Source organism: uncultured Microbacterium sp., from assembly GCF_937927635.1.
Classification (GTDB): domain Bacteria; phylum Actinomycetota; class Actinomycetes; order Actinomycetales; family Microbacteriaceae; genus Microbacterium.
The window spans coordinates 163,139-175,802 of sequence record NZ_CALBRW010000018.1; the positions used below are offsets into that span (position 1 = coordinate 163,139).

At 70.0% G+C, this 12,664-nt stretch carries 12 protein-coding genes and 1 tRNA gene; 1 reads left to right on the forward strand and 12 read right to left on the reverse strand.

What is annotated here, in order from left to right; translation table 11 throughout:
* Positions 1 to 35: 35 nt before the first annotated feature.
* The 10 genes from Q0568_RS09220 to Q0568_RS09265 form a co-directional block, all read right to left on the reverse strand.
* Positions 36 to 107: transfer RNA gene (locus tag Q0568_RS09220), tRNA-Thr, on the reverse strand.
* Positions 108 to 178: 71 nt separating this feature from the next.
* The gene (locus Q0568_RS09225; protein ID WP_298865651.1) at positions 179 to 1,729 is read right to left on the reverse strand and encodes an alpha/beta hydrolase; all 1,551 of its coding nucleotides are present in this window, start codon (positions 1,727 to 1,729) and stop codon (positions 179 to 181) included.
* Complete coding sequence (locus Q0568_RS09230) at positions 1,726 to 2,883, reverse strand: DNA polymerase III subunit delta' (RefSeq protein WP_298865653.1); 1,158 nt, start codon at positions 2,881 to 2,883, stop codon at positions 1,726 to 1,728. Before Q0568_RS09230 ends, Q0568_RS09225 begins: the two co-directional genes overlap by 4 nt.
* Before the next feature lie 44 nt (positions 2,884 to 2,927).
* Positions 2,928 to 3,557 carry a dTMP kinase gene (gene tmk, locus Q0568_RS09235; RefSeq protein ID WP_298865655.1) on the reverse strand — a complete coding sequence of 210 codons (630 nt, stop codon included), beginning with the start codon at positions 3,555 to 3,557 and terminating at the stop codon, positions 2,928 to 2,930.
* Positions 3,554 to 6,394, reverse strand: a complete 2,841-nt coding sequence (gene topA, locus Q0568_RS09240) for a type I DNA topoisomerase (RefSeq protein WP_298865657.1) — start codon at positions 6,392 to 6,394, stop codon at positions 3,554 to 3,556. The genes tmk and topA overlap by 4 nt, the downstream gene beginning before the upstream one ends.
* Before the next feature lie 106 nt (positions 6,395 to 6,500).
* A complete protein-coding gene (locus tag Q0568_RS09245; RefSeq protein ID WP_298865659.1) occupies positions 6,501 to 6,827 on the reverse strand; it encodes an Rv3654c family TadE-like protein in 327 nt (108 codons plus the stop codon).
* Between the two features lie 29 nt (positions 6,828 to 6,856).
* On the reverse strand, positions 6,857 to 7,288 hold the full coding sequence (locus tag Q0568_RS09250; RefSeq protein WP_298865660.1) for a TadE family type IV pilus minor pilin: 432 nt from the start codon (positions 7,286 to 7,288) through the stop codon (positions 6,857 to 6,859).
* Positions 7,285 to 7,494 (reverse strand): DUF4244 domain-containing protein, encoded by a 210-nt coding sequence (locus Q0568_RS09255; RefSeq protein WP_298865663.1) that lies wholly within the window; start codon positions 7,492 to 7,494, stop codon positions 7,285 to 7,287. The genes Q0568_RS09250 and Q0568_RS09255 overlap by 4 nt, the downstream gene beginning before the upstream one ends.
* 51 nt (positions 7,495 to 7,545) lie before the next feature.
* Positions 7,546 to 8,451, reverse strand: coding sequence for a type II secretion system F family protein (locus Q0568_RS09260; protein ID WP_298865665.1), 906 nt, complete (start codon positions 8,449 to 8,451; stop codon positions 7,546 to 7,548).
* Positions 8,445 to 9,446, reverse strand: coding sequence for a TadA family conjugal transfer-associated ATPase (locus tag Q0568_RS09265; protein ID WP_298865667.1), 1,002 nt, complete (start codon positions 9,444 to 9,446; stop codon positions 8,445 to 8,447). Before Q0568_RS09265 ends, Q0568_RS09260 begins: the two co-directional genes overlap by 7 nt.
* Positions 9,447 to 9,818: 372 nt before the next feature.
* On the opposite strand from Q0568_RS09265, the gene acs reads away from it, so the two are divergent.
* Positions 9,819 to 11,789, forward strand: a complete 1,971-nt coding sequence (gene acs / locus Q0568_RS09270) for an acetate--CoA ligase (RefSeq protein ID WP_298865669.1) — start codon at positions 9,819 to 9,821, stop codon at positions 11,787 to 11,789.
* Between the two features lie 103 nt (positions 11,790 to 11,892).
* Here acs and Q0568_RS09275 read toward each other — a convergent pair whose 3' ends face one another.
* Positions 11,893 to 12,351 (reverse strand): RidA family protein, encoded by a 459-nt coding sequence (locus Q0568_RS09275; protein ID WP_298865670.1) that lies wholly within the window; start codon positions 12,349 to 12,351, stop codon positions 11,893 to 11,895.
* A complete protein-coding gene (locus tag Q0568_RS09280) occupies positions 12,352 to 12,570 on the reverse strand; it encodes a DUF4177 domain-containing protein (protein ID WP_298865672.1) in 219 nt (72 codons plus the stop codon).
* Positions 12,571 to 12,664: the final 94 nt, after the last annotated feature.

Here is a 12,664-nt window from a genome sequence, read left to right on the forward strand (position 1 = left end):
AGGCCCCGGGATGCGAGCATCCCGGGGCCTTCCGGAGCCACCTGTCAGGATCGAACTGACGACCTTCCCATTACGAGTGGGATGCTCTACCACTGAGCTAAGGTGGCGTGCGCAGCGCACTGCGGCACAAGAAACGATCCTACTATGGCGATGCCGTCACCACGAAACCGAGGCGCCCTCACCCGCAGCGCAGGCCGTCCTTCGGGACCGTCCCCTTGGTGAGGAACGCCTCCACGGCGTCGTCTACGCAGTTGTTCCCCTTGTTGTAGCCGGTGTGCCCCTCGCCGACCCGGGTGATCAGCGTGCCGTTCTCCAGCTGCTTCGCCAGCGACTCCGCCCAGACGTACGGCGTCGCCGGGTCGTTCGTGGTGCCCACTACGACGATCGGGCCGGACCCGGATGCGGTGATGGCCTCGCGCGTACCCGTGGGCGGGTAGGGCCACTCCTCGCAGAGGTCGGGCCCCTGCCAGTACGGCGCGAAGGTCGGCGCCTGCGCCTCGAGCACCTTCACTGCGGCGTCCTCTGCGGCCTTGCTGTCATCGAGCGGGTAGTCCATGCAGTTGTACGCCTGGAACGCCTCGGTGGTGTTGTCGGAGTACGTGCCGTCGGCTGTGCGGCCGTTGTACGAGTCCGCCAGCGCCATCATGACCGAGGCATCCCCCTGCAGCGCGGTCTTGAAGCCTCTCGTCAGATACGTCCAGCTGTCCTGGCTGTACAGCGCGGCGATCATGCCGGTGATCATGCTGTCGACCGTGAGCACGCGTCCGTCGGCGTTCTTCATCGGTGTGCGCGACACGGTCGCGAGCAGTGCGCGGACATCGCTGAGCGCCTCGTCGACGGTGCCGTTGAACGGGCAGCCGGAGTCGGCCAGGCAGTTCTTCATGTAGGCGCGCAAGGACGACTCGAAGCCGATGGCCTGGATGGTGCCCACCTGCAGGCTCGGCACGGTGGGATCCAGCGCCCCGTCCAGCACCAGGCGCTGCGCGCGCTGCGGGTACAGCTTGGCGTAGGTGGCGCCGAGGAAGGTGCCGTAGGAGTACCCGAGGTAGTTCAGGGTCTTGTCTCCCAGCACCCCACGGATGAGGTCCATGTCGCGTGCGGAGTTCACCGTGGTGATGAACGGCAGGATGCCGTTGCTGTTCGCCTCGCAGGCGTCGGCGAACACCTTGTCCTCTGCCTTGACGGCGTCCTCCCAGGCGGGGGTGTTGCGGGGTTCGGAGATCGCACCGTAGTTGAACTCGTCCATGGCCTTGGCGTCGAGACACTTCACGGCCGTCGAGCGCCCGACACCGCGCGGGTCGAACCCGATGACGTCGAAGTCCTTGATGAGCGCGGCCCCCACCGCGTAGTCGAGGCTGTCATGCACGAAATCGTAGCCGCTGCCCCCTGGACCACCGGGGTTGACCAGCAGCGAGCCCTGCGAAGCCCCCGTGGCGCGATGGCGGACCACGGCCAGGGAGATGTCGCCACCGCCCGGGTTCTCCCAGTCCAGCGGCGCCTTGACCGTGGTGCAGTCGAAGCCCGCACCGCACGACGACCAGTCCAGCTGCTGCGAGTAGAACGGCACCAGGTCGGCCGGCACGTCGGTCGTGTCGGCCGTGCGGGTGGCAGCGGGCTTCTCGACGGGGATCTGCGCGTACAGGCATCCGGACAGCACGACAGACGCTGCCGCGAGCCCTGCCAGCACGGTGATGAGTCGGCGCAGTCCGCGCCATGGGCGATCGGTCACGGTGTCCTTCCGCTCGAGATGGTCACCAGGAGACTCTCGGTCGCCAGCAGCGGCGAGACGTTGCGCTCGAGGGTGGCGCGGGTGTCGGCGATGGCGTCCAAGGCGATCAGGGTGCGCTCGACGGGCCAGGCCGCAGCGAGTGCGGCGAGCTCGGTGTGCAGTTCGGTGTTGATGAGTTCGCCGTCGCGGCCGAACTGCAGCATGACCACGTCGCGATACAGCGACTGCAGGTCGGTGAGCACCCGGTCGATGCCGTCGCGCAGGCTGCGGGTGGCGCGCTTGCGCTGCTCGTCCTCGAGGGCGGCGATCTGCGGGCGCAGCGCATGCGGCACGGCCTGGCCCTCTGCCACGCCCACCGTGCGCAGCAGCGAGGCGCGCTCGGCGGCGTCCCGCTCGGCGGTGAGCGCCTTCGCGTCTTCGGTGGCGGCCTGGATGATGTGCCCGGCGACCTCGACGGCGGTGCCGACGCCGCGCACGCCCAGCACGGCCCGCAGCGTCTGATCACGGCGGCGGCGAGCGCCGTCGTCGGTGGCCAACCGCTGGGCCATGCCGATATGCCGCTGCGCGTGGCGAGCGGCCTGCTCGGCGATGGCCTCGTCCACGCCGGTGCGCAGCGCGATCAGGCGCGCCACGTCGGCGACCTCGGGTTCGCGCAGCCGCAGCGCCCGCACTCGGGAACGGATCGTGGGGAGCAGGTCGGCCTCGCTGGGCGCGCACAGCACCCAGATGGTCTGCTCAGGCGGCTCCTCGAGCGCCTTCAGGAGCACGTTGGAGGTGCGCTCGACCATGCGGTCGGCGTCCTCTACGACGATCACGCGGTAGCGTCCGGCGGACGGCGCGAAGTAGGAGCGCTCCACGAGGGCGCGCGCCTCTTTGATGGTGATGATGATCTTGTCGGTGCGGAGCGCCGTGAGGTCGGGATGCGTGCGCGCGATGACCTGTCGCATGGTGTTCTCATCGTCCGGATGCTCGGCGATGAGCGCCGCCGCGAACGCGTAGGCCAGCGTGGAGCGGCCGGATCCGGGCGGGCCGGTGATCAGCCAGGCGTGCGAGAGCGCTGCCGGGTCGGAGGCCGCCTGACGCAGCGTCTGCACCGCGGCGTCCTGCCCCCACACCTCGCTCCACGGGAACGGGGCGGTCACGGCTGTGGTCATGCGTTCCAGCCTAACCGCGGCATCAGACGTCGCCGCGCGGCAGATCAGAGCAGCGGTGCGACGCGGGAGCGGATCCGCTCCGCGATCTCGTCCGGGGCCAGCGCGGCGTCCACGACGAGGAAGCGCTCGGGCTCAGCATCCGCCAGTCCGAGGTACGCCTCGCGCACGCGAGTGTGGAAGTCGGCCTTCTCGGCCTCCAGACGGTCGAAGGGCCGGTCCTCGGCATCCATCCGCCGGCGCGCGGCAGCCGGGTCGATGTCCAGCAGCACGGTCACATCGGGCAGGGCGCCCTCGGCGGCCCAGAGCGACAGGTCGCGGATCTCGACGGGGTCCAGCACGCGTCCAGAGCCCTGGTAGGCGACCGACGAGTCCAGATAGCGATCCTGGATGACGACCTCGCCGCGCGCCAGAGCGGGACGCACGACCGTCGCGACGTGGTGCGCGCGGTCGGCCGCGTACAGCAGCGCCTCGGCCCGCGGCACGACCTCGCCGCGGTGGTGCAGCACGATGTTGCGGATCAGCACGCCCACCTCGGAGCCGCCGGGTTCACGGGTGTGCAGCACCGTGCGGCCCCGCGCGCCGAGCCACTCCGACAGCAGCGCGGCCTGCGTGGTCTTGCCCGAGCCGTCGCCACCCTCCAGAGTGACCCAGAGACCGGGATGCTCCGGGCTCACGAACCCGCCTTGGCCGCTGCCCGTGCCGCGTCCGCCTTCGCGATGGCGTTCGCCTTGCGCGTGGCCGCGGCCTTCTTGGCCGCCTCAGAACGCGCGGCGGCCTTCTGCCCATCGGTCTGCGCGGCCTTCTTCTTGGCCGCAGGCTTCTTCGCCGGAGCCTTCTTCGCCGGAGCCTTCTTGGCGCCGGCGCGGCCCCGCTTGGGTGCCGGGCCCTTGGCGCGCTTGTCGGCCAGCATCTGCACGGCGATCTCGAAGGTCACGTCGTCGGGCGTCTGCCCGCGCGGGATGGTGACATTCGTCTCGCCGTCGGTCACATACGCGCCGAAGCGCCCGTCGCGGATGCGGATCGGCTTGCCGCTGACCGGATCCGCCTCGAACTCCTTCAGCGCGCTGCTGGTGCGCCCGGCGCCGTACTTGGGCCGCGCGTAGATCTCCAGGGCCTGCTCGAGGGTGATGTCGAAGATCTGCGACTCGCTCTCCAGCGAGCGCGAGTCCTTGTCCTTCTTCAGGTACGGGCCGAACCGGCCGTTCTGCGCCGTGATCTCGTTCCCGGACTCGGGGTCCTTCCCGACCACGCGAGGAAGGCTCAGCAGCTTCAGCGCGGTCTCGAGGTCGATGGTGTCCACCGACATGGAACGGAACAGCGAGGCCGTGCGCGGCTTGGGCGCAGCATCCTTCTTCGACTTCTTCTTCGGGGCCTGAACGACCTCTCCGGTGGTCTCATCGACCGCGTCGTCCTCGGACACCGGGTCGTTCTCCTGCACGTACGGCCCGAAGCGGCCGTCCTTGACGACGATGATCTTGCCGTTCTCGGGATTCTCGCCGAGCACGCGATCGCCGGCGACGGGGGCGTCGACCAGCTCCTGCGCCTTGGCCGCGGTCAGCTCGTCGGGAGCGAGGTCCTCGGGCACGTTGACGATGCGCGGCTTGGCCTCGGGGTTCGCCGGGTCGGTGACCTCGAGGTACGGGCCGTACTTGCCGAAGCGCAGGGTGGCGGTGTCAGTGATGCGGGTGGAGTTCAGCGCGCGGGCGTCGATCTCGCCCAGGTTGTCGACCACCTGCCGCAGCCCGACATGCGCATCGGAGCCGAAGTAGAAGGAGCGCAGCCAGGCGTTGCGGTCCTGCTCTCCGCGGGCGATGGCGTCGAGGTCGTCCTCGAGCGTGGCGGTGAAGTCGTAGTCGATCAGCTCGGCGAAGTGCTCCTCGAGCAGCCGCACCACGCTGAACGCCAGCCAGGTCGGCACCAGCGCCTGGCCGCGCTTGGTGGCGTAGCCGCGGTCGATGACGGTGCCGATGATGCTCGCGAACGTGGACGGACGGCCGATGCCGTGCTCCTCCAGCGCCTTCACCAGCGACGCCTCGGTGTAGCGGGGCTTCGGCGTGGTGCGGTGGCCCTTGGCCTCGGCATCCGCCATCCCCAGCTCGTCGCCGACGGCGACGGCCGGCAGGGACTGATTCGCGGCGGCGTCCTGCGCGTTGCGCTTCTCGTCGCGGCCCTCCTCGTAGGCCTCCAGGAACCCCTTGAACGTGTAGACGGTGCCGGATGCGGTGAACTCGAGCTTCTTGCCCTCCACCAAGGCCTCGAGCGTGACCGTGGTGGTCTCGTACTTGGCATCCGACATCTGACTGGCGACGGTGCGCTTCCAGATCAGGTCGTACAGCCGCTGCTCGTCACGGTCGAGGTGGGAGGAGACGGATGCCGGAGTGCGGAACTGCTCACCCGACGGGCGGATCGCCTCGTGCGCCTCCTGCGCATTCTTACTCTTGGACTTGTACACGCGGGGCTTCAGCGGCACTGCGGCATCGCCGTACAGCGCGACGGCCTGGCTGCGCGCGGCCTGGACGGCCTGCGTCGACAGCGCGACCGAGTCGGTGCGCATATAGGTGATGTACCCCTTCTCGTACAGCCGCTGGGCGACGCTCATCGCCTGCTTGGCGCTCATCGAGAGCTTGCGACCGGCCTCCTGCTGCATGGTGGAGGTGGTGAACGGTGGGTAGGGGCTGCGGGTGCCGGGCTTGGCCTCGACCTTGCTGACGGTGGCGGAGCCGGCTTCGTCGACGGCAGCGGCGAGCGCCATGACCTCGGCCTCGGTGAGCACGACGACGGCCTTCTTGAGCTTGCCGGTGTCGTCGAAGTCGGTGCCGCGGGCCAGCTGCCCGCCGTCGATGCGCACAAGGCGCACGCCGAACGACTGCCCGGCCGAGGTCGCGGTGGCCTCGACGTCCCAGTAGTCGGCGGACGTGAACGCCATGCGCTCGCGCTCGCGGTCGACGATCATGCGGGTGGCGGCGGACTGCACGCGCCCCGCGGACAGGCCGGACTTGACCTTGTACCAGAGCACCGGCGAGACGTCCCAGCCGTACAGCCGGTCGAGGATGCGCCGGGTCTCCTGCGCATCGACGAGTGCCAGGTCGAGGTCGCGGGTGCGTCCGACGGCCGCCTGGATCGCATCCTTGGTGATCTCGTGGAACACCATGCGCTTGACGGGGACCTTCGGCTTGAGGGTCTCCAGCAGGTGCCACGCGATGGCCTCGCCCTCGCGGTCCTCATCGGTGGCGAGCAGGAGCTCGTCTGCGGTCTTCAGCGCGCGCTTGAGTTCGGCGACGGTCTTCGTCTTCCGGTCGGAGACGACGTAGTAGGGGTCGAAGTCGTGGTCGACGTCGATCGAGTACTTCCCGTACGCCTTCTTGTCGGCGGCGGGGATGTCCTTCTTGTCGGCCAGGTCGCGGATGTGGCCGACGGAGCTGAGCACCTCGTAGTCGTCGCCGAGGTAGCCCTGAATAGATCGCATCTTCGTCGGGGACTCGACGATGACGAGCTTCTTGCCTTGTGCCAAGAGTGCGTCCTTTCTCCGAAGCACACCATACACACCGCTGTCCTGGCGCGAGCACAGGGTCGGGGACCCTGCATTCCGAATGCTGCAGCGGCGTGGGGCTCGCCTGTCATCCCTCGGGTTGCCCGGCGCGGGCGCGGGATGCGGCGACCAGACCAGCGTACGCGGATTCCACCCGCACGGTCGCCGTGAGCCCGTCGATGCGGCATCCGGTCAGGGTCCCGCCGGCGGATGCCGCCACCCGTGCGGCCAGTGCGCACGGATCCTCGTCGCTCGTCACGGCGCCCGATGCCGCGTCTGCCGCGGCGAGCGCTGCGGCATCCGCCGCACCCGCCACGCGCTGCGCGGTCACCGCCGCACCACCCACCGCCGCCAGCCCCACCGAAAGGGTGGCCGCGACCGTGAGGACACCGGCCGCCAGAGCCGTTCCCGCCATGAGCACTCCTTCCTCTTCTTCTGCGGTTCCTACAGTCCGCCGTCCAGCGCGCAGCTGCGGGCGCTCAACGGGATGCTGATGAGCCGGCCCACACGCACCCGCACGGACGCCGTGACGCAGACCAGATCACCCGCGTTCGCGGAGGCCATGCCGGCGCCGTCGACGGTGCCGACCACGCCGGCGGCCCGTGCGGTGCTCTCCCCACGCCCGAGCAGGCGCGCGGCATCGGCGGCAGCATCCTGCAGCGAGACCTGCACGGCGGCGGCGTTCAGCGCGCCGACGCCCAGCAGCAGTGCCAGCAGCACGGCGGGCAGCGCGATCGCGAGCTCGGCGGCGACGGATCCCCGCTCACCGCCGAGTCCGCGCCACGCTGACCGCGCGCGCCACGACCGTCGGCGCCACGCTGACCGTCCGCTCGGCTCGCGCACCGCTCGCCCGGCGCAACCGGCGGTCCCGATCATGACACCGTCAGCGCCCGCCGCACGAGATCGGTGAGGATGCCGCGCACCTCGTCCGACCGCATGATCACCACCAGCATGCCCGCGAAGGCCACAGCGGCCATCGTGGTGATGGCGTACTCGGCCGTGGCCGCGCCGGACTCGTCGGCGAACAGCCGCGCGGCGCGCGCCCTGGTCAGCTCCGGCAGGTCGTTCCTCTTCTTCTTCATCTCTCTCCTTCTTCCTCTCCTCTCCGGACGGCCATCGCCCGGAGCACGTCCTCAGATCGGCAACGGCGTGGAGCCCAGCACGCTGAGCATGAGCGGGGCGACGCCCAGCAGCAGGAACGCCGGCAGCGTGCACGCGCCCAGCGGCAGCAGCAGCGCTGATGACAGCCGGGCCGCCCGGACGCGCCCCTGCACACGCGCCCGATGACGCTGCTGAGCCGCCGAGGCCCGCAGCAGCGCCCCCGCGGGAACGCCCGCCGAGCGCGAGAGCTCCAGCACGACATCCGTCGCCGCCCGATCATCGACCAGGTGCGCGGTGCTGTGCTCCACGAGTCGCAGTGCCCGCGGGATGCCCGCACCGCCGGCGAGTGCGACAGCCACCAGCTCGGCGTGCATGCCGGGGGTGCCCGGTCGCACGGATGCCCGCCGCACCAGCCGTGAGGTCCACAGTCTGGCCAGCGCGACCAGCACGAGTCCGGCCACCACGCAGGCGATCCCGAGCGGATTGCCGACCAGCACGCCGATGGTGTCGAAGCCCAGCGCGAACCCCAGCAGGAGGCCCGCGAACGGCAGCCACAGCAGCAGCCGGGCCGTGCCTGCGGGCTCGGCCAGCGCGATGCGCACATCGTCGGCGGCGGATGCGGCATCCTGCAGCGACTCCGCCAGCGATCGCAGCACCTCGGCCAGCGGCGCACCCACGACCGAGGCGATCTCCCAGGCCGCGGCGACGTCCGACCAGGTGCCGCCCTCGGCGTCGATGGCTCCGGCGAGCTCGGCACCGGCATCGCAGCGGCCGGTCACTCGGGACGCGACCGCATCGCCGGTGTCGGCCAGGTGCCGCCAGGCCGTGAGCGGGCGTGCCCCGGCCTGCAGCAGCACGGCGAGGGTGCGGACGGCCGCAGCCGCCTCGGCCGCCGCGGATCCGGCATCCGCCTTCCGGGACCGCGCGAAGATCACCACGGCTCTGTCTCCTCGATCCCCAGTCGCTCCCCGACCAGCGTGAATCTGCCGGCACGGGCGATGCGCCGCCGACCGTCGGAGGCGCGCTCCAGATGCAGCACGATCGTGAACGCGCTGACCACCTGCCGCGCCAGCGCCACAGCATCCATCCCCGCCAGCGCGCCCAGCGCCTCCAGCCGAGCCGGCACATCCTCCAGGCCGCTGGCGTGCAGCGTTCCCGCCCCGCCGTCGTGGCCGGTATTGAGTGCGGTGAGCAGCTCCCGCACCTCCTCGCCGCGGCACTCGCCGACCACCAGCCGGTCGGGGCGCATGCGCAGCGACTCCCGCACCAGCATGGCCAGTGTGATCCTGCCCGCGCCCTCCAGATTCGGCTGTCGGGCCTCGAGCGAGACGTGATGCGGATGCCGGGGGCGCAGCTCCGCGACGTCCTCGATCGTGACGATCCGCTCCCCCGGCCCCACCTCGCTCAGCAGCGCGGCGAGCAGAGTGGTCTTGCCCGTGCCGGTGCCGCCGGTGATGAGGATGTTCGCACGCTCGGTCACCAGCCGCCGCAGCCACTCCCGCTGACCCACGGCGAAGGTGCCCGTGGCCGCGAGGGCGTCCAGGTCGGCGCCCAGCACGCGCGGCACGCGGATCGACAGCGCCGTGCCGGATGTCGAGATCGGCGCCAGCACGGCGTGCACGCGGATGCCGTCGTTCAGCCGCACGTCCACGCATGGCGACTGGTCATCCAGGTGTCTTCCACCGGCCCCGACCAGGGCCACCGCCAGGTCGCGCACCTCTCGCTCGGAGGCCCGCCATTCCGGCATCCGCTCGGCGCCCTGACCTCGATCGACGAACAGTCCGCCGGCCCCGTTGACGAAGATGTCGGTCACCCGCGAATCGCGGACATGCTCGGCGAGCGCGCCGAAGGCGGGGTCGACGGGAGCACCGGCGGAGTCGTCGGCAGAGGCTGCGACAGCGGTGCGAGGACGGAGCACGAACGGATCAGGCATGCCACGACGCTAGAGCGGCCGACCGACCCGCGAACCCCGGAAACCCACGTCCTGTGCACAATCGGAAAGAACTCGGGATTGTGCAGAGCAGAGCCCCGACGGCAGCGGATCGGCCTGTGGAGACCGAAGGGCGGCACCTCACGGGGGGAATGAGATGCCGCCCACGCGCGACCCGCGTTCGGGGGTATCGGGCGCGCTGAAGCCGGAATAAGATTCGGCTGAGGTCAGTGTATGCACGCTGGAAGCCCGGCGCAAACGACGCGCACTACTGACTTTCGACAGTAGGCCTCGTCCGAGGACGCCGACTAGATTCGCCGTGTCCGGGACGTGCCACGTCACGACCTACCAGCCCGCGCAAAGGAGCGAAGTGCCATGAGCAGCCAGATCGACCACCTCCTCGAAGAGTCGCGGAAGTTCCCGCCGTCGGAGGAGTTCGCAGCCCACACCATCGACGACCCGGCCATGTACGCGAAGGCGGATGCCGACCGCGACGCGTTCTGGGGAGAGCAGGCCCGCGATCTGCTGACCTGGAGCAAGCCGTTCACGAAGGTGCTGGACTGGACCAACCCGCCGTTCGCGAAGTGGTTCGACGACGGCGAGCTCAACGTCGCCTACAACTGCCTGGACCGCCACGTCGAGGCAGGCAACGGCGACCGCGTCGCCATCCACTGGGAGGGCGAGCCCGGGGATTCCCGCAGCATCACCTACGCCGAACTGACCGACGAGGTCAAGCGCACCGCCAACGTGCTGACGGAGTTGGGCATCGGCCACGGCGACCGCGTCGCCATCTACCTGCCGATGATCCCCGAGGCGGTCATCTCCATGCTGGCCGTCGCCCGCCTGGGCGCCATCCACTCGGTCGTCTTCGGCGGCTTCAGCGCCGACAGCCTGCGCTCGCGCATCGACGACGCCGGCGCCAAGCTCGTCATCACCGCCGACGGCGGATGGCGCAAGGGCAAGGTCTCCGCGCTCAAGCCCGCCGTCGACCAGGCTCTCAGCGACCGTCACGGCGAGGGCGAGCAGCAGACCGTCGAACATGTGCTGGTCGTCAAGCGCGGCGACAACGAGGTGGACTGGGATGCCGACCGCGACATCTGGTGGCACGACGTGGTGCCGCAGGCATCCGCCGAGCACGAGGCGCAGTCCTTCCCCGCCGAGAACCCGCTGTTCATCCTGTACACCTCCGGCACCACCGGAAAGCCCAAGGGCATCCTGCACACCACCGGCGGATATCTGGTGCAGGCCGCGTACACGCAGAAGTATGTGTTCGACCTGCACCCTGAGACCGACGTGTTCTGGTGCACGGCCGACATCGGCTGGGTCACCGGCCACTCCTACGTCACCTACGGCCCGCTCGCCAACGGATGCACGCAGCTGATGTACGAGGGCACGCCCGACGCACCGCATCCGGGCCGCTGGTGGGAGCTCATCCAGAAGTACGGCGTGACCATCCTGTACACGGCGCCCACCGCGATCCGCTCGTTCATGAAGACCGGCCGGCAGATCCCGCAGCAGTTCGACCTGTCCAGCCTGCGCCTGCTGGGCTCGGTGGGCGAGCCCATCAACCCCGAGGCGTGGATGTGGTACCGCGAGGTCATCGGCGGCGGCAAGGCCCCGATCGTGGACACCTGGTGGCAGACCGAGACCGGAGCCATCATGGTCAGCCCGCTCCCCGGCATCACCGCCGCCAAGCCCGGCTCCGCGCAGGTGCCGCTGCCCGGCATCTCGGTGAGCGTCGCCGATGACGACGGCAACGTCGTCGACAACGGCAAGGGCGGCCTGCTGGTGATCACCGAGCCGTGGCCCTCGATGCTGCGCGGTGTCTGGGGAGACCCGGAGCGCTTCAAGGCCACGTATTGGGAGAAGTTCGAGGACAAGGGCTACTACTTCGCCGGCGACGGCGCGCGCCTCGACGAGGACGGCGACCTGTGGCTGCTGGGCCGAGTCGACGACGTGATGAACGTGTCGGGGCACCGCCTGTCCACCACCGAGATCGAGTCGTCGCTGGTGGCGCACGAGGCCACCGCCGAGGCGGCGGTCGTCGGCGCCAACGACGAGACCACCGGCCAGGCCGTCGTGGCGTTCGTGATCATCAAGCAGAGCTACCTCGAAGAGAACTCCCCCGAGGGCCTGGCGCAGCTGCTGCGCGCCTGGGTCGGCGAGCAGATCGGCCCGATCGCCCGTCCGCGCGACGTGTACATCGTGAACGAGCTGCCGAAGACCCGCTCCGGCAAGATCATGCGCCGCCTGCTGCGCGACGTCGCCGAAGGCCGTGAGGTGGGCGACACCACCACGCTGGCCGACACGATGGTGATGAGCACCATCACCGACCAGGTCAAGTAGCGCCCTCCCCTATCGTCGAGACCCCTCCTGATCGTCGAAACCCCTCCTGAATCGCGAGATTCCGGAGGGGTTTCGACGTTGCTGAGGGGTCTCGGCGATGAACTCAGGCGAGGATGAACGTGACCTCGACCTCGACGGGGGTGTCCAGCGGCAGCGACACCATGCCCACGGCGGCGCGGACGTGCCTGCCGGCATCGCCGAAGATCTCGCCGAGCACCTCACTGGCGCCGTTGATCACGCCGGACTGACCGGTGAAGGACGGAGCGGATGCCACGAAGCCGCCCACCCGGAGCACGCCGGCCAGCTTGTCGACGCCGCCCGCGGCATCCGCCGCCGCCGCAAGTGCGTTCAGCGCGCAGGTGCGGGCGTAGCCCTTGGCCGCGTCGGCGTCGACCTCGGCGCCGACCTTGCCCGTGGCGGGGAGTTCACCGCCTTCGAACGGCAGCTGCCCGGACGTGTAGACCAGGCCGCCGTGCGCGACGGCGGGGACGTAGGCCGCGACGGGTGCTGCCACGGCGGGCAGCTCGATGCCGAGCTCCTGAAGACGGGTTGCGATGCTCACTTATTCTCCTTCGAACTGACGAGAGGCCTCTGCCGCGGCGGCGAGCCCGGCATTGGCCGTGCTCTCGCCACCGACAGGACGCTTGAGGTAGGCGACGAGGCCGCCCTCGGAATTCTGGATGACCTGTACGAGCTCCCAGCCCTGCTTGCCCCAGTTGTTGAGGATCGCAGCCGTGTTGTGGATCACCAGCGGCGTCGTCAGATACTCCCACGTTGTCATGGCACTCCTGCATGTCGTCGACGCGCGGCGAGCACCGCACGTCGGGGCTTCTGTTCAGGGAACTCCCCTACGATCAAGCGTATGCCCCATAAGA

Excerpts from the sequence above, each read along its gene's own strand:
- Q0568_RS09230 (WP_298865653.1), bottom strand. The coding sequence starts at position 2,883 with ATGACCACAGCCGTGACCGCCCCGTTCCCGTGGAGCGAGGTGTGGGGG.
- Q0568_RS09245 (WP_298865659.1), bottom strand. The coding sequence starts at position 6,827 with ATGGCGGGAACGGCTCTGGCGGCCGGTGTCCTCACGGTCGCGGCCACC.
- Q0568_RS09250 (WP_298865660.1), bottom strand. The coding sequence starts at position 7,288 with ATGATCGGGACCGCCGGTTGCGCCGGGCGAGCGGTGCGCGAGCCGAGC.
- Q0568_RS09255 (WP_298865663.1), bottom strand. The coding sequence starts at position 7,494 with ATGAAGAAGAAGAGGAACGACCTGCCGGAGCTGACCAGGGCGCGCGCC.
- Q0568_RS09265 (WP_298865667.1), bottom strand. The coding sequence starts at position 9,446 with ATGCCTGATCCGTTCGTGCTCCGTCCTCGCACCGCTGTCGCAGCCTCT.
- acs (WP_298865669.1), top strand. The coding sequence starts at position 9,819 with ATGAGCAGCCAGATCGACCACCTCCTCGAAGAGTCGCGGAAGTTCCCG.
- Q0568_RS09280 (WP_298865672.1), bottom strand. The coding sequence starts at position 12,570 with ATGACAACGTGGGAGTATCTGACGACGCCGCTGGTGATCCACAACACG.